Raw genomic sequence first — 24,454 nt, forward strand, 5'->3', positions numbered from 1 at the left:
GAGAATGCGAGAATGAGAGAATGATAGAAGAAAATCTATTCAATCCTTCTATCATTCATTCATTCATTCATTCAATTCTTAGAAACGGAAGTGAGAGAACGCTTTGTTAGCCTCAGCCATTTTATGCGTATCCTCTTTTTTCTTAACCGCAGCACCTTCTCCTTTAGCAGCAGCGATGATCTCGCCAGCTAAACGCTCATTCATGGTTTTTTCACCACGACGACGTGCATAAAGAATCATCCATTTCATACCTAACGCTAATTTACGGTCAGGACGAACTTCAGTAGGAACCTGGAAGTTAGCACCACCTACACGGCGGCTTTTAACCTCTACAGCAGGCATAATGTTAGCTAATGCTTTTTTCCAAGCATCTAAACCATTTTCGCTGGTTTTTTTCTCAACTAGTTCTACAGCTTTGTAGAAAATATCGTACGCAATACTTTTTTTACCATCCCACATCATGTGATTAACGAAACGGGTTACCATTACGTCATTGAATTTAGGATCTGGCAAAATGATGCGCTTCTTAGGGGTTGCCTTTCTCATTTTGTTTTAATGTCTTTGTTGCCTTGAATTAATTACTTCTTCTTGCCACCTTTTCCTTTGGCAGCAGCTGGTGCTTGTCCTGGTTTAGGACGTTTAGTACCGTACTTAGAACGACGCTGGTTACGGCCTTCAACACCTGAAGTATCCAATGCGCCACGGATGATGTGGTAACGTACACCTGGTAAGTCTTTCACACGACCACCACGGATCAATACGATCGAGTGCTCTTGTAAGTTGTGACCTTCACCTGGGATGTACGCATTCACCTCTTTACCATTGGTTAAACGCACACGGGCAACTTTACGCATTGCAGAGTTAGGTTTTTTTGGGGTAGTAGTGTATACACGGGTACACACGCCTCTTCGCTGTGGACATGAATCCAACGCTGGTGACTTACTCTTTTCCACCAGAGCTACTCTACCTTTTCTTACTAATTGCTGAATAGTAGGCATTTTTGCTTTATAAAATTTAAATACTACACCCCTAATTTGGGGTCTGCAAAAGTAGAAACTTATTTCCTATTTCACAACAGCTGATAGTAATTTAATATTCAGTTAATTAGATTAGTTCATAGATGATGGCCCATGGCCTATAGAATTAGATAACGCGATGGAAAACATTAGAACTATACTGAATACCCACATTCTATTTACTATGGACTATGGACCATGGACTATTTCTTAACCACATGCCAGGGCTTTTGCCATTCGGGAAGTTTTACCGGATGTTCAAACTGAATCATTCGCTCGTTATCTATAAACGAAATTCCATAAGTTTTTAAATCAGCAGAAGAGTTTCGGTTTAAATCGATCACCTTATAACTTGCTGAGCGATTAAAAATGCAAATGGCTTCAGGAAGCATCGGCTTATTGTTTAATACAGGCACTTTCATCATTACTTTAAATCGTCCGGTAGATAACACCCGGGAGGTACCATCATCAACAAAGAACTTGGTTTGCTCAACACCATTGGCTTCTATCCTACCTTCCATTGTCCATAACTGGTTGGATGTTTCCATTAAAGCAAGCTTTTGCTTCAATTCTACATTTTCTGTTTTAAGCGTTTTAATTGTTTCATCATTACTCAAGGAAACTGTTTCTTTATTAAAATCATGTTGGGTAATAAAATAAATGAAGCCCATCAGCAGCAGAAATAATAAAAAATAAGCGGCAAATGCACCGGACAGGTTTAAGGTCAAACCTTTAAAAGGCCCTTTTACTGACGTTTTGGAAGGCAGTGTTTTATATAATATATAGGCCGGAATTATAGGCAATAATGTAATTACCACCAGATAGACTAATTGATTGTTCATAAGCGCGTAAATTAGAGATGATTAAATTTACAAATTAGCTCAAGCAGATCTAAAGAATTCATTAACTATTGATTAATCTTGAATGATTTTAATTAACTATATATCTATTTACTTTTATAGGTATAATCTAACTATATGAAAAAAGTGCTAAAGATTGTTTTATTTCTAATTATTGCAGTGGTTATTGCTTACCTGCTCGGTCCTACTCCTGAAAAACCTGTTTATAATGCTCAACTTCCATCGGTACCCTCCTCCCCCTCCGATCTTGAAAATTATGTTCACGGAATTGATGTTTACCACAAGGTAAAACCCGGAAATGGTTCGGAAATAGTTTGGAATGACTCTGTTAAATCAAAAACCGAATATGTGATCCTCTACCTGCATGGTTTTTCTGCGAGTCATGAAGAGGGCAATCCTCTTCACCGTAATTTTGCCAAGCGCTATGGATGCAACTTATATTTAACCCGACTGGCCGAACATGGAATTGACACAACCGATGCCATGGCTAATTTAACTGCTGAAAATTATTGGAGAAGTGCGGTTCAAGCTTATGCGATAGCCAAGCAGCTGGGTAATAAAGTTATTATTCTGAGCACCTCTACAGGTGGAACTCTGGCATTAAAATTAGCAGCTCAATTTCCAGAAATCTTTGCCCTTATCAACCTTTCGCCAAATATTGCCATAAACGACCCTGCAGCTTTTATAGCCAACAACCATTGGGGATTACAGTTAGCGGAACTCGTTACAGGCGGCAAATACAGAAGTATTGATGTAGACACGGATGAAGGACCAAAATATTGGTATTATAAATACAGGATCGAATCAGTTACCGCCCTGGAAGAGCTGTTGGAAACTTCAATGACCAAAGAAACCTTTGAAAAGGTAAAGTGCCCCGTTTTAACGGTTTGTTATTATAAAGATGAACAACACCAGGATCCGGTGGTAAAAGTATCAGCCATGAGAAATATGATGGAACAGATCGGAACACCATCAGCATTAAAGAAGTTCGTACCTTTATCTACTCCCGAAAACCATGTGCTGGCAAACCCTTTGAAAAGCAAAGACATTAAAAGTGTTGAAAACGTATGTTATAGCTTTGCTGAGAAGGTATTAAAACTTAAACCTATGGGAATTTAGTTAATTGTGTATTTTTGACACTTTGCTTAACACAACAGTATAATAATATGGCCCTTAAAAGCATAAACCCAACTGCAACCAATGCCTGGAAAAAGCTTGAACAGCATTACCAGGAAATCAAAGACGCTCATTTACGTGATTTTTTTGCCAATGATTTAAATCGTTTTCAAACACATCACCTAAAGTTCAACGATATTTTAGTTGACTATTCGAAGAATCGAATCAACAATACCACGTTTAAGCTTTTAATTGAATTGGCTGAAGAGTGCGGTTTAAAAGATGCCATCGAAAAGCAATTTTCAGGTGATATTATTAACGCTACCGAGAAACGTGCTGTTTTACATAGTGCCTTACGCAATCGCAAAAACACACCAGTTTTGGTTGATGGGAATGATGTAATGCCTGATGTAAATGCGGTTTTAGCACAAATGAAATCATTTTCTGCTAAAGTAATTTCGGGCGATTGGAAAGGTTATTCAGGAAAACAAATTACCGATGTGGTAAACATTGGAATTGGGGGATCGGATCTAGGTCCTTATATGGTTTGCGAAGCATTGAAGCATTATAAAACCCGTTTGAACATGCACTTTGTTTCAAACGTTGACGGGGCTCATATTGCAGAAACATTAAAAAATCTAAATGCCGAAAGCACTTTATTTATCATCGCTTCCAAAACCTTTACCACGCAAGAAACCATGACCAATGCGCTTTCTGCAAGAGACTGGTTCTTGAAATCGGCAAAAGATAACGCGGCTGTTGCTAAGCACTTTGTGGCGCTTTCTACCAATAAAACCAAAGTAACTGAATTTGGTATCGATGAAGATAATATGTTCGGTTTCTGGGATTGGGTTGGTGGTCGTTATTCATTATGGAGTGCCATTGGACTTTCAATATGTTTAAGTGTTGGTTTTGATAAGTTCGAAGAACTTTTAGATGGTGCTCATGCCATGGATGAGCATTTCCAATCGGAAGATTTTGATAAAAACATACCGGTAATTTTGGCTTTATTGGGCATTTGGTATAATAATTTCTTCGGAGCAGAAAGTCATGCCTTATTACCTTACGATCAGTACTTACACCGTTTTGCTGCTTATTTCCAACAAGGAGATATGGAAAGCAATGGTAAATATATCGACCGTTCGGGCAATGAAGTTAGCTACCAAACCGGACCAATTATTTGGGGTGAACCTGGAACAAATGGTCAGCATGCGTTCTATCAGTTGATCCACCAGGGAACTAAATTAATTCCTGCTGATTTTCTTGCTGCTGCTCAACCGTTAAATGACATGGGCGATCATCAGGAAAAATTGCTTTCTAATTTCTTTGCTCAAACCGAAGCATTGGCTTTCGGAAAAACTGAAGCCGTTGTAAGAGAAGAGTTTTTAGGTTCAGGAAAATCAAAAGAAGAAATTGATTTCATTACACCTTATAAGGTATTTGAAGGCAATCGTCCAACCAACTCCATTATTTATAAACGATTAACTCCTTTTAACCTGGGAGCATTATTAGCTATGTATGAGCAAAAAATATATGTTCAGGGAGTAATTTGGAATATTTTCAGTTTCGATCAATGGGGAGTTGAGTTGGGTAAACAACTGGCCAATGTTATTCTGCCCGAATTAATGTCAAGCGATAAAATCACTTCTCATGATTCTTCAACCAACGGGTTGATCAATGCGTGGAAGGAAATGAAATAAAACTTAGATACTTATAAAAACTCCCTAACTGTTATAGAAAGGGAGTTTTTTATTTTAAAGATTGTTCCTTTTAGAAAAAAAGCACCTTTTCCAATGTATTTTGGTACTTTTTATTATCTAACGACACTTCGTTTAGTAATGTATTTGTAGATAATTTAGATACTTTAAAGCTATTTTCTGTAAATGATAGAGTGGAATACTTGTCAACTATTTCAGTTGGTATTTTTGTTTTGAAATTAATTGACTCTCCATCTTTTCCTGAAATATCCCAAGTTACTCTATTCTGAAATCCCCCAATTAAAGTAACTGATAAGTTTTGGACTGTTCCATCTATACTATAATTTAATAATTCATCTGAGTAGCTTCCTACTGGTGACTTAGCTAATAAAGGTAAATCTGATGGTATATTCCCATAATGATTTAAAACGTATAATGCGTTATCTTTTTTATCAGTATATGAAAGATATGATCTATAGTATTTTCCTTCGTCACTTTTAAATGGAACCAACCAATTTGCATTATCAACCATATTATCTTGGTTAAAGCCCCCATATAATGCAAATGATTTATCTTCTTGTATTTGACTTGGAAATATTTGATAAAGAAAACTACGAGGAATTATATTTGAAGGATATGGAATTTTATTACCTGTTTCTTTTACCGCAACAAAATCATTAAAATTAACTTCAATCTGTTCGTCTGACGCTTGATTAATAGGAATTCGCAAATACTTATAAGGAATATTCTTTTGATTATCAATACTCCACATATAAAAATATGAAGGCAAATCTCCAGCATACAAAAATTGAATTGAATAAGTCGTTCCGGTTTGTGTATATGAAGGAGTACCTGAAAGTTGAAAACTCAAAAACGCAGAGTTATTAAATGGCAAATTTGCAACCGTTAATTTTATATTTTTTGTTTTATTGAAAATTGAAGGTGATACCTCTGATGAGTTATAAGAAACCGAATCATTTGTGCCAAGATTTATAGCAGTATTAAAGCTAGCCATTGACCAATCTTTCCCGTCACCAAACTTATTGAACACACATTTAGTTACGTTCACCATTTTACCTTTAAAACCCACTGGTGATTTAAATCTATAAACATCGGCCTTTTTAATTTGCTGAGAGCTTAAAATGGTGCCCTTTTCATCTGTAAGAAAAATCCAAACCTCAGAAGTTAATGATTGGGTTGACAAACCTTCAATATACTCAGAACTTGCATTTACAGTATAAAGCACATTATCAATATTCCCCTCCTGAATAGAAGATGATGTTAAAGAAGGATTGCTTTTTCTTTGTGCAACAGCTTTAATAGTATACCTACCATCCCTAAGAGTTTCTGTATTTATCTCAATTTCATAAGGATAAGACGTTACAGAACCAAGCGAGTTATTACCAGCAAAAAATTCCACTTTTCCAATATCGTTAGAGTCAGATTTAGAAGGCTTTATTGACAGCTTAATTTTATTTCTTAATGGTTCACTTGGAACAATTAATTGAAATTCCGGATTTGTTTTTGGGAGTTCATCGTCTTCTTTTGTACAAGAGAAAACAAAGACAAGGATTAGTAAAGTTATAAGAGTATAAAAGTATTTCATAGGACTTAGATAGTGATTATTATCTTTTATATAGCAGCTATAACTTTGAAGTAAGGATAATAGTCCATAGTTTTTTACTAGAGGCTATGGACTATATACTTGAAACTATTTACTTGCAGTTGATGGCGCTGAACTCATAGTAATTAAATATTTCATAATGGCTTCCTGAGTTTTTGGATCGATAACATCACTTCCAGCCTTACGATTCGCTTTTTTTACCATTTTAGGAACAATCATGCTCCATTGAGCCTCATTAAAATCCTGAGGATTCTTTAAGGCATGACAGCCACCACAATAAGTTTGATTGGCTTTCTTGCCCAAACTATACTCCGCTACTGTATAACCCGGAAACTTTAACGCTCCCCTTTCAACATCGGCATTTTTATTTGACGACGTTTTAGAAGTGCCGCAAGCTGCTAATGCAATTGCACAGATAACAAATAAACTCTTCTTCATTGATTTTGGATATTTTGGTCGTTATATTTCAAAAAACCAATATAGAGTTTAATTACTTTCTTAAAAATTTGATTACAAAAAATATTAGAAAATATACGATGGCCAACCTTATCGTATTAAACAGTTAAGCTCCCACCGGAAAATCATTAAAACCTGATGAATTTATCCAGGCTACTTATTTAATCGAGTCATTGCCAACTCAATTCCAACAGTTGAAAAACCTTTAATCATTTCGATGCTTTTATCAATTAATAAAGGCAACTGTGGAGCTTCATCATCATCAAATCCGCTTAAAACATAATCAACCTGGCGGCCACGCGGAAAATTATCGCCGATTCCAAAACGAATACGAGGATAAGCTTGCGTACCGAGCATCGATTCGATGTTTTTTAAGCCGTTATGCCCAGCGTTTCCACCTTTGGGCTTTAATTGGATCCGGCCAAAAGGCAAAGCCAATTCATCTACTATTACCAAAACGTTTTCTACCGGAATTTTTAATGTCTGCATCCAATAGTTCAACGCCTTACCACTAAGGTTCATATAAGTAGTTGGTTTGACCAGGTGCAAGGTCCGGCCTTTAAAGTTCACTTCGGTATAATAAGCATGACGTTCGGTTACAAACTTCACTCCTTCTTCTTTGGCAAATTGATCCAAAACCATAAACCCAATGTTATGGCGTGTATCGGCATACTCTGGCCCTATATTTCCAAGTCCGGCAATTAAGTATTTCATTCCTTTAATAGATATGAGAATTGAGATATGGGATTTGAGATTATTCCTTCCCAAAAACTTCTGCAAAAATAGAGGATTATCGGTTTTTTAATAATTCAATATAATTTTTCGAGCTTTATTCCACCCCAACTTCAATTCTGATCTGATTATGGGAAATTAAAAGAGTTCGAAAGATGCTAAAATAAAAAAGCAGTCCTGGCCTAAACCGGGACTGCTTTTATTTTCAAGGATGAAAAAATTATTTTTTACCGCCTTTAGTTGCTGCTGCAGCTTCAGCATCAGCCTGACGTGTAGCACGTGAAGCAAGAACTGAAACCATAGTATCAACTTTTGCATTTAAGATCTCAAGGTTTTCTAACTTGATTTCTCCAACGCGGATGTTTTTACCTAATTCTAATTTGCTGATATCAACAGGAACGTAGTCAACAAAGTTTTTAGGTAAACCTTTAACTTTCAATTTGCGGTATTTCTGATTCAATTTACCACCAATACGTACACCTGGAGAAGTACCTTCTAAACGGATAGGCAATTCCATAACAACTGGTTTGTCATCAAATAACTCTAAAAAGTCAACGTGAGTAACAAGGTCAGTTAGAGGGTGAAACTGTGAGTCTTTTACAATTGCAGTATGTTTAACCCCATCAATTGTCAACTCGATGAACATTGCATCTGGAGTGTACAATACTGGACGTAAATCTGCAGCGGATACTGAGAAGTGAGTTTGTTCTTTACCACCGTATAATACAGCTGGTACTAAACCTTCGTAGCGTAACTCCTTAGCATCACGTTTCCCTACGTTCGATCTTTTCGAACCGCTAATAGCTATAGATTTCATTGTTTAAAAATATATGTTAATAAATAATATTCACTAATTACACTAATTAGAATTCGCTCTAATTCGTGTCTTAAAACTTCACTGTTGTTTGAACGCCGTCGCCCATGCGGAACAGGTCTGAAATAGAACCGTGCTCATAAACATTGGCAATTGCTTTTGAGAATAGGTCAGCTACTGAAAGCACTTTAATTTTTTCAGAAGCACGTGTTAAAGGAATTGTATCGCAAATGATCAATTCTTCTAAAACCGAATTCTCAATGTTCTCATATGCTTTACCTGAAAGAACACCGTGTGTACAAACCGCACGAACACTATTTGCGCCTTTTTCTTTCAGCAAAGCAGCCGCTTTAGTTAATGTACCTGCAGTATCGCAAATATCATCTACTAAAACTATATCAGCTCCTTTAACGTCACCAATCACCGACATTGATTCGATTTCGTTGGCACGTTTACGTTGCTTATCACAAATTACCACCTCGGCATTTAAGGCTTTTGCAAACACACGAGCACGGGCTGTACCACCCATATCCGGAGATGCAATTACCAGATTAGGTAATTTCAATGATTTGATATAAGGAACCATGATTACCGATGCATCAAGGTGATCTACCGGAATATCAAAGAAGCCTTGAATCTGTGCTGCGTGCAAGTCCATGGTCATAATACGATGAGCACCTGCAGCAGCCAATAAATTAGCAGCTAACTTTGCGCCAATGGCTACACGAGGTTTGTCTTTACGATCCTGGCGTGCTAATCCGAAATACGGAATTACAGCAGTAATATAATGGGCCGAAGCGCGCTTTGCTGCGTCAATCATCAGCAGCAACTCCATTAAATTATCTGAAGGAGCAAATGTTGACTGAATCAGGAAAACATCGCAACCGCGAACAGATTCATTATAAATCGGTTGGAACTCCCCATCGCTGAAACGCGAAACGGTGATATCACCAAGCTCACGAGCACTAGCCTGAGCAATTTGATCTGCCAGACCACTCGAAGCTGAGCCGGCAAATAACTTAACGGGATTAAAACGTGAAGGCATTTTTTCTGAACGTTTAGTTATTCGTGAGTTGTTTTATTTCTAATGCACTCATGAATGATTTGCATTTTGTTTTTTAGCGGCTATCAATCCCGATAGCTATCGGGAAGCTGAACCAACTTCACTACCTTAGTTTAAATGATTGCGAAGCTTTTTTCTTGAAGCTTAGCTTAAAAACTAAAATTGCGAAACACGAAATCTTTAAGAATCGTATTTCGCAATATTTTGCTTTTTTTAAGTAGCCCGACCTGGATTCGAACCAAGACAAACGGTACCAAAAACCGTCGTACTACCTTTATACTATCGGGCTATCTCCTTTACAACTTCTTTCGTGTTACCGTTTGTTGTTGTTTGGGACTGCAAAAGTAGAAATCAATTTTATTTCTCCAAAATCTTTTTTCACTTTTTTTATTGAGCCGATAAAACTCCCTGAAAGTCAGCAGAAAATATTTTATCAAGCTTTTAACAATGTCCAAACAACATTGAAGTGGGTTGCAAAGATAGCATGGTCATTCAATTTTGAAAATCAAATGGTCATTTTTCATGACCTTCCTGATTTACTTAGCTGTATTTTTTAAAGAAAACATCAAGCGCTTATCCTGATTTAAAGGCAATATTTTCTACACTTTTAACGTTAAGTGTGGATTCTCAGATTCTTTGCAAACAAAAACCACAGACATTAAAATATTTTCTAAATTCGGCGTTTTGAATTGAAGAGCTAAAAACCAGAAGTCAAACATATATTATGACGAATTACACCAGGTTAAACAACCTTTTTGGATGGGTTACCTTCCTGATTGCAACTACTGTTTACACATTAACCCTTGAACCTACCGGCAGTTTTTGGGACTGCGGAGAATTTATTTCATCAGCCTATAAACTACAAGTTTGCCACCAACCGGGAGCTCCATTGTTTTTGATGATCTCTAAGGTACTTTCCCTTTTTGCCAGCGACAGAAGTCAGATTGCATGGTGGACGAACTTTGGTTCCGCACTTTCGAGTGGAGCAACGATCATGTTCCTTTTCTGGAGCATTACTCACCTGGCCAAGAAATTAATCTATAATAATGGTACTGAAATTTCAGGATCGCAGGTATTTGCTATTATCGGCGCCGGAATAGTTGGAGCTTTAGCTTATACCTTTTCTGACACTTTTTGGTTTTCGGCAGTTGAGTCTGAAGTATATGCCATGTCATCATTATGTACCGCCATCGTTTTCTGGGCTATTTTAAAGTGGGAAGATGAAGCGGGAGAAAAATCAGCCGACCGTTGGTTAGTATTCATAGCCTACTTAATGGGTTTATCAATTGGGGTTCACTTGTTGAACTTATTGACTATTCCGGCTTTAGGTTTGGTTTATTACTTCAAAAAATACCAGGCAACAACCAAGGGAGCAATCAGTGCATTCCTTATTTCATGTGTTATTTTAGTATTCGTACAATACGGATTGATCCCTGGAACCATTTCCTTTGCTGCTAAGTTCGACCTGTTCTTTGTTAATTCATTAGGAATGAGCTTTGGCAGTGGGGTAATTGTATTTGGCCTTTTGTTCCTTTCATTACTGATCAGCCTTTTACTTTACAGTATTAATCAGAATAAAAACCTGTTATACTTTGCTGCTGCGAATCTGGTTATTCAGCTTTTCTTCGGATGGGGCATTTTAGGCGGATTACTATCAGCTTTAGTTATTGGCTTTATACTATTCTACTGGAAACCTACTATCAACCAGTATATTTTAAACACGGCGGTACTGTGTACCATGTTTATTATGATAGGCTATGGATCTTTCGCAATGATTGTGATCAGAGCGAAAGCGAATCCAAATTTGAATAACAATGATCCTTCAAACGCTTACAGCTTTTTAAGCTACTTAAATCGTGAACAATATGGTGATCGCCCATTAGCTTTTGGCCCTTATTTCAATACTGAAATGACCGGCCAGGATAAAGGTGAAATGCAATATCGGAAGGGCGCCACTAAATATGAAGAGATTGGTGCGAAACCTGTAGCGAAATACGCGAAATCTATTCCGTTCCCTCGTATTTATAGCGACGACCCTAACCATGCTCAGTTTTACAAAAGCTGGATGGGTATTTCAGGCGAACCTACCTATGCCGATAACATTGGTTTCTTTATTGGTTACCAGGTTAATTACATGTACTTCCGTTATTTTATGTGGAATTTTGCCGGTCGCCAGAACGACGTGCAGGGAGCCGGATCTGTTCATGAGGGTAACTGGATAAGTGGCATTAAGCCTTTAGATGCCTGGCGTTTAGGGAACCAGAATAATTTGCCTGCAAGCATTACCGAAAATAAAGCGTACAACCGCTTATACTTCTTGCCGCTTATTTTAGGGTTGATCGGTTTGTTCTTCCAATATAAACGTAATCTAAAAGATTTCTCAGTGGTGTTCCTGTTGTTCTTTATGACCGGATTAGCCATTGTACTTTACCTGAACCAAACACCTTTACAACCTCGCGAACGTGATTATGCATACGTAGGTTCATTTTACGCCTTTGCTATTTGGATCGGCTTGGGTGTTTTGGCGATCTATGAATTCTTAAGTAAGAAAATGAATTTAATGGCTTCTGCCGGTATTGCAACTGTTCTTTGTTTAGTTGCTGTACCTTATGTAATGGCAAAAGAAGAATGGGATGATCATGACCGTTCTAACCGTTATACTTCACGTGATCTGGCAGCCAACTATTTGAACAGCTGTGCGCCGAATGCGCTCATCTTTACGTATGGCGATAACGACACTTACCCTTTATGGTATTGTCAGGAGGTAGAGAATATTCGTCCGGATGTACGCATTGTGAACCTAAGTTTGTTAGGCACCGATTGGTACGGCCGTCAGATGAAAGAAAAAATGAACGAGTCGGCACCTGTTAAAATTTCAATGGCAAATGAAAAATTTGCTGCCGGCATACGTGATTACACTCCTTTATTCGACCAGAGCATGCAAGGAAATGCTGAATTGAAAGAAGTAGTTGATTTTATTGGCAGCGATAGCCAGGAAGCTAAGGCTCAAACCCAGGGTGGAGAGTTTATTAATTATCTTCCAACTAAAAACATGAAAATTACTGTTGATAAAAACGCAGTAATAGCAAATAAGGTGATCAATCCATCTGAATACGATAAAATCGTTCAGAGCATCAACTGGACCTTGCCTGGAAATGGTCTTTACAAAAATGACCTGTTGGCATTAGATATTATTGCAAACAACATTTGGGAGCGTCCTATCTATTTTGCTATCACAGTTCCTGATCGTAATTTCTACGGTTTGGAAAAATATTTCCAGAATGAAGGTTTTGCTTATCGCCTTACTCCTGTTTTAAGTGATTCAACTGATGCAATTTTGGGTCGCGAAGGAAGTATTGATGTAGATGTATTGTACAATAACATTCACAATAAATTTAAATGGGGTAATTACAATACTGGTAAAATTTATGTTGATCCGGAAAGTTCACGCATGACCACTACTTGTAAGAGCACCTTTACCATTTTAGCGCAATCATTACTTAACAAGGGTAAAATTGACTCATGTGTTAAAACTCTTGACAAAATGAACGCCTCAATTCCATTTATGAGCAATCAAATTGGTTATAATCTTATTCCTGACTTAATGACCGCTGATTTGTATTTTAAATGCAATCAGCCTCAAAAAGCCATTAAACAAGTGGAAATGATCAACAGCTTTATTACTAATCAGCTTAATTATTATCATTCACTTGGAATGCCTCGTATGGGTCGTTTTGGAGAAGAGGTTAACTTTGGTTTGAGTTTGGTAAGCGAACTGGCCGGAATGGCGGAACGTAATAAACAATCTGCTCTTACTCAAAAATTAAAAACGGAGCTTCAGTCGTTAGAAACTAAGTTTGGTTCTGTTATGCAGCAATAAAAGCTGAAGTGATACCAATAAAAAACCTCCGATTGAATAAATCGGAGGTTTTTTTATTGTATTAAAATGTCGAGAAATGAAACCGTATCCAATTTTTAAAATGTAACGCTAAAGCTATGCATTATCATCAATTTCTTTTATCACTTTACAAGGGTTTCCGACAGCTATAACATTATTGGGAATATCTTTCGTTACAACACTTCCTGCTCCAATAACTGAATTATCTCCAATTGTTACACCTGGCAAAACTGTTACTGTCCCTCCAAACCATACGTTATTTCCTATTGTAATAGGCTTTGCGTATTCAAGGCCCTCATTCCTTTCTTTTACATTAAGAGGATGAGCTGCTGTATAGAAACCACAATTAGGACCAATAAATACATTATCGCCAAAAACGACGGGAGCACAATCTAAAATTACCAAATTGTGATTTGAGTAGAAGTTCTCACCCAATTCTATATTGTACCCATAATCGCAATAAAAAGGTTGCTCAACTAAGAAATTGTTTTTAGTAGCTTTCACAATCTTTTCTACAATTAGTTTTCTTTTGTCGAAATCTGAATACTTTGTTTTATTATATTCTTCACATAATTCTTTGCAAACTATTCTTTCATTAATCAAATCTTCATCCTGATTTGCATTATACAAAAGACCTTTTAGCATTTTATCTTTTTCAGTCATCTTAATTCTTATTTTATGATATCACTAAATAAGTTCTTCGATTTTTTGACAAGATAAGTTAGCACTTTTCCACAAGAAGCACGTTAACAAATAATTAGTTCAAACTAATACGACAAACCACAGGCAAATGATCAGACGGGAAATGCTTATCTTTCGCATCAGAAAGCACACCGTATTTGAGCACTTCAACTTTGCTGTTCACAAAAATATAGTCGATACGCTCTTTTAAATCGCTGTTGTAATTAAAATTATTAAAAGTTCCTATAGGTCCATAAGGTTTGGTTCGGGTCACTTCCCTTGCATCGGCCATATTAGTGTTCATGGTTTGATAAGCCGAAGTTTCTGGAGTTGAATTAAAGTCGCCGGTTACGATAACAGGCGTTCCCGGAGGAACCAGATCCTCTACTTTTTCCAGTATAAGCTTTGCTGAATTTTCACGGGCTTTTACCCCAATATGATCGAAATGAGTATTAAACACGTAAAAAAGTTTGCCGCTTTTTACATCCGAAAAACAGGCCCAGGTACAAATTCTCACAATGCCCGCATCCCAACCTTTTGAGGGTTTCTCGGGTGTAGGTGATAACCAAAAAGTTCCTGTTTTAAGTACACTGAATTTCTTGGTATTATAAAAAATCGCCGAGTACTCACCCGCCTGCTTACCATCATCCCTTCCTCCTCCAACATAATCAAATCCGTGCAACTCTTGTAGGTCAACCATTTGATCATTTAAAGCTTCCTGAACACCAAAAATATCGAAATTATGATATTGAATCAGTTCCCTGACCCATTCTTTTCGGTTTGGCCAGGCATTGATGCTATCCGAAGCAACGTTTAAGCGGATATTATAAGTAGCAATAGTTAATTCTGTTTTGGGGAGATCCTGCGCATTGGCAACTCGTATGCCCGATATTAAGATGTAGAGTATAATACCCTTCAACAGGTTTTTTAATTTCATGGTGGGTTAAATTTTAGTGGGATGTGAAATAAGAAGCAACGATATTAATTAATTTTAAAAACCATTGTATTGTTAACAAACATATTACATTTACCGTTCCCCAATTTTCGTTGTTTATAAAGGATTAGCCTTCTTAATTCATTTTGATAAAAAATAATTCATTTTAGTTAATGTTATTATTTTTGCGCTGCAAACATCTGATAAACAATAGTTACATAGCGGTTAAGCCATTCCAAATTAGCACATCTACAAATTGGGTTTCTATTAACTTCTCAGTTGTTGCCCATAACTCTACTAAAAATTGAAATGAAAAAATTACTTTCGATTACCCTTTTGCTTGCTCTTGTCTGCACTTTTGCAAATGCGCAATTAACAAATACCAATTGGCCCACAGGCTATTACAAAATATCGGTAAAAGATTATGATTTAAAGCTTTACTTATTCGATAACAATCGGTTTTATGTAAACACCAATGTAGCCAATCAGTTTTCGAACACGCTTAAAGGTACCTATACAAGCCTAAATGATACCCTAATTTTTGCTGGAGACACGCCCTATTCAAGTTTTAAAGTTCTTCAGAAAAAAGGCAAACTCATTAACAATAAACTTTCTATTACAATCTGTGTTAGCGAATACCTGAGTAACGATATTAAATTGATGATCGGTAAGACTTATAATAATACTAAACTTATAAACCTCGATACAGTAAATCATCAGGATTCGATCTATACTCTTGAACATAAAGTAAGCGCAGGTGATAAAATCTTCATCTCTTATCTAAATTATAAGACCAAGGCCAATTTCCAGGAGTTCCCTATCAATAGCGGAGTAAATGAAATAAAACTAACCCATGTTGAGGACTTTGGACTTGCTGTATGGAACACTTTAGTGGGCCATGAAGGGGAAAGTAAAAATGAACTAGTGATAACCGATAGAAAAAGTCCGCTTTCATTTTATTATATCCGACCCATTAACAGTGATGATTTACCCGTTTCAGAGCCCGAAAAACAAGCCACTGCGCCAAGAGGCTACAGCTATTTGGTTGCCAGCAGAACCTTTAGGGATTCTACTTTAGAAATCAAGACCGATTATGATTATACAGCTACACCAACATTCGATTCAGTAGCCAACGCCGCTGATAATTATTACGATGATTATAAACGCGACACCGTATTCAATTACACCAACTACGACGATGCATTAAAACAAGCCAAAACTCAAAATAAGTTTTTGGTCATGTATTACGAACCATCGAACTGTGTTTCATGCACTGGCAAAATCGCAGAAACCATGCAATTGGTTAACAGGGGTTATTCTTACAGTTCGGTTGCCGAAAATGTAAACAAACATTATGTTTTTTATCAAGTACCCGAAAGTGATAAAAACCGTTTGCGTGAATACGGTGTAAAGAAATTCCCTGCATTGGTAATATTAACCAGCGAAGAAGAACTCTTACATTACGCCTCCGGCCCGGATAACGCCAAACAATTAAATAAGCTGTTCGACTATTACACCAACTTTCATGATAAACTTAACCTGCAGTTTGTAAACACCGTTTTACCTGAGCGGGTAGAAAAATCGAACTACGAGAAAGAGACTGTAAAAACATTTTTGCTCGAATCGGCAAAGTCAAAGAAAACGGTATTTTACAATGATTATGAAACCGTAGTAGAGGAGCCTTCCAAAGATGAAGTGAATGCGAACTTCGAATCACCGATCAATACCAAATTTGATACCGTAAGGGTGGTTCGCTCATTGGATACACTTTTAATGCAAAGCGATTTAAAAGGTAAAGTAGACACCTCACTAGCCAAGCTGATCGTTCAAATGGTTATGACCACTGATGAAACCTATTGCCCATTAATGAACAGTGTTTTTTTAAACGCGAACGATCAATCTTTTAAGGTGTCTCCAGCGTTTAATTATCTGCTAAGTAATTACAACGAACTGAGTAAATACGATTTTCCCAGTGATTTCACTGATAGTTATGACTATAACGAGGTAAGCTTATACCAGGTGATCAGTGATAGGGTAAAAAGAACTGTATATTCTGCAAACTCCGCTGAAGCATGTAAAAATGCCATTGCTTTTCAACAGGTATTTACCAATCAAACCCCTGAGGTTAAATTTTTAGAAACGCCATTATTGCTTCATAATATCAACTATTACCTCGATTCGTTGAAACTAACGGATAGCTTTATTAATGTTTCGGTTAACTTTTTCGATTCGTTTATTACCAAACCCGAAACGGCTCTTTCGGCGATTGATAAGATCTATTCAGAGCTCACTGTTTCTCAGTCTAAAGCCTTTAAATATTCTTTAAATAATAACGCCTATACACTAACCGGCGATTATTGCAATTCAGAATCTGATAAAAAATGTTTTGCTCAATTAATTGGAAGTTCGCTCAATACTTCAGCCTGGGGGTTCTATACACATAAGGTTGACAAAAATTTGCTTAAGAAAGCATTGACATGGTCGAAAACCTCATTAATGATTGAAAAGGACAACCCTTATTATATTGATACCTATGCCCATTTATTATACAAACTAGGCAATAAAGAAGAAGCCCTTAAACAACAGGAAATTGCCGTGACTAAGGCTTCCAATAAAAAATCAGACTATTATATCGAAGAAGATATCTTCAAAAGTATGAAGGCTGATCTGCAAAAAATGAAGACTGGAACCTTATAATGATACTTCTCCCCTGTTCAAAAAACAGGGGAGTTAACCGAGCTTGCCTTTAAATGAAAAAACTCACTATTATTCTTCTACTGCTCTGCACTTTAATTTTAATTTCAAATAAATCAAAGGCCGAAATACTTACACTGCAAGGAACCATCGGAAAATATACGGTGGTGATGGAATTGGATATTGACTCTATTTCGGCTTCTGGAAACTATTTCTATACAAAATTTAAGCAGGATATACCGCTTGAAGGAACGGTAACCAACAATATGATCATCCTTAACGCTGAAGATACCGGCGATCACTTTGAGCTTGTACGCAGCGGCAATACATTTAAAGGAACTTATCATAACAAAAAAGGAAATAAGCTACCGGTTAATCTTAACTATATCGTTGCCGGATCTATAAAGTTGTTATTCAATAACGAAGTGCTCTCCAAATCAATAAGTGACTACTCTAAACTCCGCTTAAATGAAATTAAGCTGGAGCCAACAAAGCAGGAAAGCGTTAATAATAAATACCTGATTCAGTGGTATACCGAGCCCACATCAAAAATTGCTGTTTTTAAATTAGTAAATGGATATCCGCAATTGGTAATTGATGCTATTAATACCCAACTAACAAAAGAGTTTTATTTAAATTTTGAAGCCTATTATTCATGTTCCGGCGGCAGTGGCAATTCAGGCTATGATGAACTTCAGATCTCCAATTATTTTTTAAATGAACAGTTTGTAAGCCTTTGCATTAGCAGTGGCTGGTATTGCAATCATGCTGCTCATCCTGATTTTGGAGAATCGGGTTTAACTTTTAATGCTAAAACAGGTAAGGAACTGGAATTGGAAGATGTGATATGGTTTGGTTCCGGAACAAAACCTAAAAAAGATTCTGATGAATGGTATACCTATCGCTCTTCAGTTTATGCACCTCAAATCGTAAAACTTTTAACAAGTCTTTATCCCAAAGAAATGCAAAAACCCAAAACGGAAGAAGATTGCGATTATACAGATCCGGAGGTTTGGGATTTTGGATCGTGGTATTTAACTGAAAAAGGACTTTGTTTAGGTGCCTATTTTGCACGTGCAGCAAGAGCCTGCGATAACCCTGGCTGGTCGGTAATTCCTTATTCAGCATTACGAAAACTTAAACAGTCAAATCCCTCCTTAAAATTTTAAGCAACAACTCATTGCTCTTCCCAATATTATTAGGCTGTTAAGCAATATTTTAACTAAATTATAGTTATAGAAAAGCATAAGAGCATAATGCATATGAAGGCTTATTTTTCAAAGGTTTTTACTTTTATTTTTCTCTTCATAATTGCCTTAAATGGTTTTGCAAAATCACCTACGCAGTCACGAAGTGTAAACATTTACTCTGCCTCTAAATGGCAAAAAACTAAAGCTGATGATTCATTATATGTTAAGATCACAGGTGAACCTCTTACGAAAAAACAAACGGCACGTTTAGCAGATGAGTTAAAAAAGCAGCAGGGGGTGAATAACATTCATATTAACTATGAATTGGCAACGGCCAATATTCATTTTGATTCGAAAATAGTTTCCTCTGGTAAATTAATAGAGATCATAAACTCTTTTAAATCATCAAACGGCACACAAAACTATCGGGCAATCGTCCTGAAAGACTCAAGCAACTAAAAACTACCTTCTTAACAACTCGGATAACTTATAAAGTGTAAGATTTACGCCGAAGTTAAAAATGTTTCTTACTTTTACCCCTCAATTTTAACCAATGTAGCCTTGCTATACCACGCTCTTAGTTTAGCAAATACCTAAACAACAAGCAAGCTCAAAGACCCAATTTAGAGAGACTTAATTAATGAAACCAACTTTTGATTTCGAAAAACCGATATCCATCTTGATGGAAGAACTGGAAAAGGTAAAACTGGCTCAGGAAAAAACCAAGGTAGATTTTTCGGCAACCATTCGTGAGATAGAAGCTAAAATAGATCAAACACAACATAACGTGTATAACAATCTGACAGGCTGGCAAAAAGTACAAATGTCGCGTCATCCAGAGCGTCCACAAACGCTTGATTACATTGAGATGATGTGTGAAGACTTTATTGAACTTCACGGCGACCGTACCGTAAAAGACGACAAAGCGATCGTTGGCGGTTTTGCTACTATTGAGGGCAAACCGGTAATGATTATCGGCCATCAAAAAGGCAAAAATACTAAAGAGCGTCAATACCGCAACTTTGGTATGGCTAACCCCGAAGGTTATCGTAAAGCACTTCGTTTAATGAAACTGGCCGAGAAATTTAAGGTTCCGGTTATTTGTTTAATTGATACGATGGGTGCTTACCCTGGTTTGGAAGCCGAAGAACGTGGACAAGGCGAAGCTATTGCGCGTAACCTGCTTGAAATGTCAGTATTAAAGGTACCCGTTTTATGCTTTATTGTAGGCGAAGGTGCGTCAGGTGGAGCATTGGGCATTGGTATTGGCGATAAAGTGTATATGTTCGAATACTCATGGTATTCGGTAATTTCTCCTGAATCTTGCTCTTCTATTTTATGGAGAAGCTGGGACCACAAGGAAAAAGCCGCTGATGCGTTAAAACTTACTGCCGAGGATATGCTTAAAAACAAACTTATCGACGGCATTGTAAAAGAACCACTTGGAGGCGCACAAAATGCCCCTGACCAAATGGCCGCAACTTTAAAAGCTCAGATTCTTACGGATTTAGATGAATTAGGTAAGAAGAAAATTGAAAAATTAATTACTGAGCGCATTGACAAATTTTCGTCAATGGGTGTGGTTAATGAACATTAATCAACTATTACTACTTTTATAGTAATTCGAAATAACGAAAAACGCCATCATTCCTGATGGCGTTTTTTTATGCCTAATTTGGAATTTTTAGAACCATACCCGGCTGTATTAAATCGGGATTACTTATCTGATCTTTATTTGCTTCAAAAATATCCTGCCATTTAAGTCCACTGTACTTTGTAGCAATCTTACTTAAACTATCACCCGGTTGCACTGTATAAGTGGTACTGGCCCCTGCTGCAACGCTAATATTCAACACCATGTCTGCTGCACGCATTTCTGGATCGATTTTCTCATAAATCGACCAAATCTGTTGCTTAACCGAATCGCTGGGTGAGGTACCTGTTAAATACAATACATTATTTTGCTCCTGAACTGAAAGATCATTAACGCCGTTAGTTCGGGCATAGTTGATCACTTCCTGGTATTTTTCCTGTAATGCCATAACCCTTTTATTTAATGATTTTCAATTGATTGATTACTTTTTTGGGTTTTGCCTCATTGGCCGCCTGCATAATCTTCATCAAATCTTCTTTTTTAGCATCACCGCTGAGTGTTACCTCTCCATTAGCAATAGAAAGCGTAACTCCAGAAATTCCTTTTTGCTTAAATGATTCTTCAATGGTTGTTTTTAATACATCATCAGGATTGATTTGAACTACCGGAGGAGGAGGCTCCTCTTTTACTGTTGTATTATTTACAACTGATTTCACACCCTTAACTTCCTTAACAAGGTTTTCGATGGTTCCCCTACTGGCTTCATCAGCCAACTCACCATTCAGGGTCACAACCCCCTTTTCAACAGTTGCTGAAACACCTGGTCCATACGAGGCTATATTCTTATTTACCTCTTCTGTAATTTGCGAATCCTTTGGTCCGCAAGCGGTCATAAAAACCGAAAACAACACCAATAATGAAACTGATGTTATCCATTTTAATTTCTTTGAGCGCATAGGATTAAGTTTTAATTAGCAGAAAGCTAACAAGAATTTCAGAAAAGGTTAGATTCAATATTAAACTATAGTTTTAATAATTTCTGTAAACCAAAATGAAAATTTAATCACTGATAATTAAATAGTTACGATTTCTCAAATTATCACTTAAAAAGTTGTAACTCATTCGTTTTGAATACGTATAAAGAAATAATCCATCCTTGATGAGGAATAAAAACTCTTTAAAAACGACTCTTTACAAAATGAAAAAATTCGCCTATTTAGCTGTCTTATTTGTGGGAATATTTGCTGCAGTTGCATGCAAAAAAGATGATCGGATAAGAACAATTGACACCACAAAGCTTACCAGCTATATATGGACAGGGAATGAAACAACTGGTATTTCGGGATATGCAATGATTGTAAATGGTGTTTCCTACGATTTTTATATCGACGTGAATGGACATCAGGTTTGCAAGAAAACATATTATGCTGAAAACCGGGATGCCCAAGGCTACCGGACCGTGACTCCGTATGATTTCTACGGAACCTGGACGCTGGAAAATAACCAGGTTAAAATTATTGAAGGATCAACCATTGCAGACCATCAGTTCTTTAATGAAACTTTCGACATTTTAGAGTTAAATGATAAAAAGCTGGTGTTTAAACCTAGCAATGACCCAAGCCGACTTGGGATTGCTGAAAGAGAATTTAATGCCCATGAAAAACCGGGGCAAGTTTCAGGAAAATAGTTAGTTAGTTAGATAGTTATATGAAGAAGGAAAACCGGAGTTGAAAGACTTCGGTTTTTTTTTCGATTTAAATCCCGGCGATAATAATCTGATTACATTTTAAAAGCGTCGGGGTTCTTTATTTTTGCAGCAATGGAAGACACATTACAAGCCTATACACGCAGTCAGCTGGCATTACGAAACGGACAAGACAAACCACAAATTTGGGTGGCTTACAAAGGCTTAATTTATGAAGTAACCGAAAGCAGGCTTTGGCGAAACGGAAAGCATTATGAACACTGGGCGGGACAAGATTTAACCGAAGAGTTAAAAGATGCACCGCACAGTGAAAATGTTTTTGAGAAATTTAAAATCGTTGGGAGACTGTTATGATTGTAAGCTTTTTCTTTGAGCTTCTAATAAATCGATTTCCTTTTTAATCTTGTCCATTTTAAGCTCAGTCAACTCTGTTTGAGCTTTCAAAAAACGAATTCCGTACCATAATAGGGCTGCGGTAACACAAAGAGATAAAATTGCAATAACTCCGTTAAGAATAAATTCCATTTAGTTAAAAATTTAAGCGTCCAAAGGTATAAATATTTTCAACTTATACTAAGATTATAACTCGCTTGTTTTTAAAGATATTAACACCGTTTATTGAGCTTAAATATTCGATAAAAGGCGCTAACTATTAAATTGGTGAACCAAATTAAAACTGAACCAGTTTAGAAAACTCAGCTACTCTACCATTAATTTCTTCTTGCGATAAATTCTTAATCCGTTCTGTACCGAATTTCTCTACGCAAAATGAAGCCAGTGCCGAACCGTAAATAACAGCCTTCTTCATCTTCTCAAAATTCACTTCATTTTGCCCGGCCAAATAACCGATGAAACCTCCGGCAAAAGTATCTCCTGCTCCTGTTGGATCAAATACATCTTCTAAAGGCAATGCTGGAGCCGAAAAAATTTGTCCTTCGCCAAATAATAAAGCTCCGTGTTCACCTTTTTTAATTACAAGGTATTTTGGGCCCATCTGCTGGATTTTCCTGGCAGCTTTGACTAACGAATACTCTCCAGACAACTGACGAGCTTCTGCATCGTTAATTGTCAATACATCTACTAACTTCAATGTTTCCTTCAAATCGTCCATGGCAATGTCCATCCAAAAGTTCATGGTATCCATTACAATTAACTTAGGGCGATTTTTTAAACGGTTAATAACTGTTTGCTGAATTTTAGGTGTAAGATTACCCAGCATTAAAAACTGGCAATCCTGGTAACCCTCAGGAACGATGGGATCAAAGTCAGCCAATACATTTAAATCAGTCACCAAAGTATCCCGGCTGTTCATATCATTATGGTATCGGCCTGACCAAAAGAAAGACTTTTCTCCTTTTTTTATTTGCAACCCATCGGTATTGATGCCGTGATTATTTAAATCTTTAATTTCTTCTTCCGGAAAATCATCGCCAACAACGGCTACTAAATTTGCCTTTTTAGTAAAGTACGAAGCAGCCAAACAAACGTAAGTCGCTGCTCCTCCGACGATTCTGTCGGTTTTGCCGAAAGGGGTCTCAATGGCATCAAATGCCACAGTACCAACTGCCAATAAACTCATGAGATTTTTTTTAAAATTTTTCTTCGCAAATATTGCATAATTAATTCTAAATCCCGAATATTGCACTCCCAAATCGATGGAACGCCAGCGAAAAATAAGGGATAATAAGACTGATAACACTAGGTTTGAGTCTTAATTGAGAACAAAAAATTACCGGGTCCGATAATTTCGGAACATTAAAATACTCACACTCCTGAGTAGCTCAGCCGGTTAGAGCATCTGACTGTTAATCAGAGGGTCGCTGGTTCGAGCCCAGCCTCAGGAGCGATATTGTAAAAGAGCAATCTTTAGGCAATACGAAAAAGGGACGACTCCCACTTCTCACAATTCCTGAGTAGCTCAGCCGGTTAGAGCATCTGACTGTTAATCAGAGGGTCGCTGGTTCGAGCCCAGCCTCAGGAGCAATAATCCCGATCATTCATTTGATCGGGATTTTTTGCTTTTAGGAATCAACCACAAAGTAACTCGGAGTTACACTTAGTATCTGACTCTGGGCAACTTTATGAAACTCTGCGGTTAAACCTTTATTATCTCAATCAGTACACTGGTCGGGATTTTTTGCGTTTAGGAATCAACCACAAAGTAACTCGGAGTATATGACTCTGGGCAACTTTGTGAAACTCTGTGGTTAAAACTTCATTATCTCCATCATTATTCTGATCAGTATTTTTTGCTTTTTGTCTCGTCCTATTATAACTATACATCAAAAAAAGATGTATGGAAAAAAAGTTAGAACAAGACCAGTATTTAATTAGATTGCACAAGAAGAGTCGTTACGACAAGCGGCTGATTGTAAAAATC

23 protein-coding genes and 3 tRNA genes are annotated in these 24,454 nt (G+C 37.0%); 11 read left to right on the forward strand and 15 right to left on the reverse strand.

Going from position 1 to position 24,454, the window contains the following annotated elements; all coding sequences use genetic code 11:
- Positions 1–78 precede the first annotated feature (78 nt).
- The 3 genes from rpsG to C3K47_RS17800 form a co-directional block, all read right to left on the reverse strand.
- Positions 79–546 (reverse strand): 30S ribosomal protein S7, encoded by a 468-nt coding sequence (gene rpsG, locus C3K47_RS17790; protein ID WP_103790515.1) that lies wholly within the window; start codon positions 544–546, stop codon positions 79–81.
- A 32-nt stretch (positions 547–578) separates the two neighbouring features.
- Entirely contained in the window at positions 579–998 is a 420-nt protein-coding gene (gene rpsL / locus C3K47_RS17795; protein ID WP_103790516.1) for a 30S ribosomal protein S12, read from the reverse strand.
- Between the two features lie 221 nt (positions 999–1,219).
- Complete coding sequence (locus C3K47_RS17800; RefSeq protein WP_103790517.1) at positions 1,220–1,858, reverse strand: hypothetical protein; 639 nt, start codon at positions 1,856–1,858, stop codon at positions 1,220–1,222.
- Positions 1,859–1,993: 135 nt separating this feature from the next.
- Between C3K47_RS17800 and C3K47_RS17805 the strand changes: the two genes are divergently transcribed.
- Complete coding sequence (locus tag C3K47_RS17805) at positions 1,994–2,995, forward strand: alpha/beta hydrolase (protein ID WP_103790518.1); 1,002 nt, start codon at positions 1,994–1,996, stop codon at positions 2,993–2,995.
- A 47-nt stretch (positions 2,996–3,042) separates the two neighbouring features.
- A complete protein-coding gene (gene pgi / locus C3K47_RS17810; protein ID WP_103790519.1) occupies positions 3,043–4,692 on the forward strand; it encodes a glucose-6-phosphate isomerase in 1,650 nt (549 codons plus the stop codon).
- Positions 4,693–4,762: 70 nt separating this feature from the next.
- Here pgi and C3K47_RS17815 read toward each other — a convergent pair whose 3' ends face one another.
- From C3K47_RS17815 to C3K47_RS17840, 6 genes are all read right to left on the reverse strand, one after another.
- Entirely contained in the window at positions 4,763–6,295 is a 1,533-nt protein-coding gene (locus C3K47_RS17815; protein ID WP_103790520.1) for an Ig-like domain-containing protein, read from the reverse strand.
- 105 nt (positions 6,296–6,400) lie between these two features.
- On the reverse strand, positions 6,401–6,751 hold the full coding sequence (locus tag C3K47_RS17820) for a hypothetical protein (RefSeq protein ID WP_103790521.1): 351 nt from the start codon (positions 6,749–6,751) through the stop codon (positions 6,401–6,403).
- Positions 6,752–6,922: 171 nt separating this feature from the next.
- The gene (pth, locus tag C3K47_RS17825; RefSeq protein WP_103790522.1) at positions 6,923–7,483 is read right to left on the reverse strand and encodes an aminoacyl-tRNA hydrolase; all 561 of its coding nucleotides are present in this window, start codon (positions 7,481–7,483) and stop codon (positions 6,923–6,925) included.
- A gap of 238 nt (positions 7,484–7,721) precedes the next feature.
- The gene (locus C3K47_RS17830; RefSeq protein ID WP_103790523.1) at positions 7,722–8,318 is read right to left on the reverse strand and encodes a 50S ribosomal protein L25/general stress protein Ctc; all 597 of its coding nucleotides are present in this window, start codon (positions 8,316–8,318) and stop codon (positions 7,722–7,724) included.
- 70 nt (positions 8,319–8,388) lie between these two features.
- Entirely contained in the window at positions 8,389–9,360 is a 972-nt protein-coding gene (locus tag C3K47_RS17835; RefSeq protein ID WP_103790524.1) for a ribose-phosphate pyrophosphokinase, read from the reverse strand.
- 236 nt (positions 9,361–9,596) lie between these two features.
- A tRNA-Gln gene (locus tag C3K47_RS17840) sits at positions 9,597–9,667 on the reverse strand.
- Positions 9,668–10,102: 435 nt separating this feature from the next.
- Here C3K47_RS17840 and C3K47_RS17850 point away from each other — a divergent pair.
- On the forward strand, positions 10,103–13,258 hold the full coding sequence (locus C3K47_RS17850) for a glycosyltransferase family 117 protein (protein ID WP_103790526.1): 3,156 nt from the start codon (positions 10,103–10,105) through the stop codon (positions 13,256–13,258).
- Between the two features lie 114 nt (positions 13,259–13,372).
- Here C3K47_RS17850 and C3K47_RS19825 read toward each other — a convergent pair whose 3' ends face one another.
- Both C3K47_RS19825 and C3K47_RS17860 read right to left on the reverse strand, forming a co-directional pair.
- Positions 13,373–13,939, reverse strand: coding sequence for a sugar O-acetyltransferase (locus C3K47_RS19825; protein ID WP_103790527.1), 567 nt, complete (start codon positions 13,937–13,939; stop codon positions 13,373–13,375).
- A 94-nt stretch (positions 13,940–14,033) separates the two neighbouring features.
- On the reverse strand, positions 14,034–14,894 hold the full coding sequence (locus C3K47_RS17860) for an endonuclease/exonuclease/phosphatase family protein (protein WP_103790528.1): 861 nt from the start codon (positions 14,892–14,894) through the stop codon (positions 14,034–14,036).
- Positions 14,895–15,200: 306 nt separating this feature from the next.
- On the opposite strand from C3K47_RS17860, the gene C3K47_RS17865 reads away from it, so the two are divergent.
- The 4 genes from C3K47_RS17865 (at position 15,201) to C3K47_RS17880 (ending at position 20,372) form a co-directional block, all read left to right on the forward strand.
- Positions 15,201–17,588, forward strand: coding sequence for a thioredoxin family protein (locus tag C3K47_RS17865; protein ID WP_103790529.1), 2,388 nt, complete (start codon positions 15,201–15,203; stop codon positions 17,586–17,588).
- A 53-nt stretch (positions 17,589–17,641) separates the two neighbouring features.
- Positions 17,642–18,754, forward strand: coding sequence for a hypothetical protein (locus tag C3K47_RS17870; protein ID WP_103790530.1), 1,113 nt, complete (start codon positions 17,642–17,644; stop codon positions 18,752–18,754).
- A gap of 93 nt (positions 18,755–18,847) precedes the next feature.
- Complete coding sequence (locus tag C3K47_RS17875; protein ID WP_133159414.1) at positions 18,848–19,234, forward strand: hypothetical protein; 387 nt, start codon at positions 18,848–18,850, stop codon at positions 19,232–19,234.
- A gap of 181 nt (positions 19,235–19,415) precedes the next feature.
- Positions 19,416–20,372: an acetyl-CoA carboxylase carboxyltransferase subunit alpha gene (locus C3K47_RS17880; protein WP_103790532.1), complete on the forward strand. Its 957-nt coding sequence runs from the start codon at positions 19,416–19,418 to the stop codon at positions 20,370–20,372.
- Between the two features lie 73 nt (positions 20,373–20,445).
- Here C3K47_RS17880 and C3K47_RS17885 read toward each other — a convergent pair whose 3' ends face one another.
- Positions 20,446–20,817: a LysM peptidoglycan-binding domain-containing protein gene (locus C3K47_RS17885; RefSeq protein WP_103790533.1), complete on the reverse strand. Its 372-nt coding sequence runs from the start codon at positions 20,815–20,817 to the stop codon at positions 20,446–20,448.
- Positions 20,818–20,824: 7 nt separating this feature from the next.
- The gene (locus tag C3K47_RS17890) at positions 20,825–21,325 is read right to left on the reverse strand and encodes a BON domain-containing protein (RefSeq protein ID WP_103790534.1); all 501 of its coding nucleotides are present in this window, start codon (positions 21,323–21,325) and stop codon (positions 20,825–20,827) included.
- A gap of 242 nt (positions 21,326–21,567) precedes the next feature.
- On the opposite strand from C3K47_RS17890, the gene C3K47_RS17895 reads away from it, so the two are divergent.
- Both C3K47_RS17895 and C3K47_RS17900 read left to right on the forward strand, forming a co-directional pair.
- Complete coding sequence (locus C3K47_RS17895; protein WP_103790535.1) at positions 21,568–22,056, forward strand: hypothetical protein; 489 nt, start codon at positions 21,568–21,570, stop codon at positions 22,054–22,056.
- A 132-nt stretch (positions 22,057–22,188) separates the two neighbouring features.
- On the forward strand, positions 22,189–22,428 hold the full coding sequence (locus C3K47_RS17900) for a cytochrome b5 domain-containing protein (protein WP_103790536.1): 240 nt from the start codon (positions 22,189–22,191) through the stop codon (positions 22,426–22,428).
- Here C3K47_RS17900 and C3K47_RS19625 read toward each other — a convergent pair.
- A complete protein-coding gene (locus tag C3K47_RS19625) occupies positions 22,423–22,599 on the reverse strand; it encodes a hypothetical protein (protein ID WP_165784734.1) in 177 nt (58 codons plus the stop codon). The two genes, C3K47_RS17900 and C3K47_RS19625, sit on opposite strands and share 6 nt — an antisense overlap.
- A gap of 145 nt (positions 22,600–22,744) precedes the next feature.
- Complete coding sequence (locus C3K47_RS17905) at positions 22,745–23,653, reverse strand: PfkB family carbohydrate kinase (protein WP_103790537.1); 909 nt, start codon at positions 23,651–23,653, stop codon at positions 22,745–22,747.
- Between the two features lie 191 nt (positions 23,654–23,844).
- Between C3K47_RS17905 and C3K47_RS17910 the strand changes: the two genes are divergently transcribed.
- Positions 23,845–23,918, forward strand: a tRNA-Asn gene (locus C3K47_RS17910).
- A gap of 63 nt (positions 23,919–23,981) precedes the next feature.
- Positions 23,982–24,055: transfer RNA gene (locus C3K47_RS17915), tRNA-Asn, on the forward strand.
- The last annotated feature ends 399 nt before the right edge of the window (positions 24,056–24,454 follow it).

This window comes from Solitalea longa (assembly GCF_002920915.1).
GTDB classification, from domain to species: domain Bacteria; phylum Bacteroidota; class Bacteroidia; order Sphingobacteriales; family Sphingobacteriaceae; genus Solitalea; species Solitalea longa.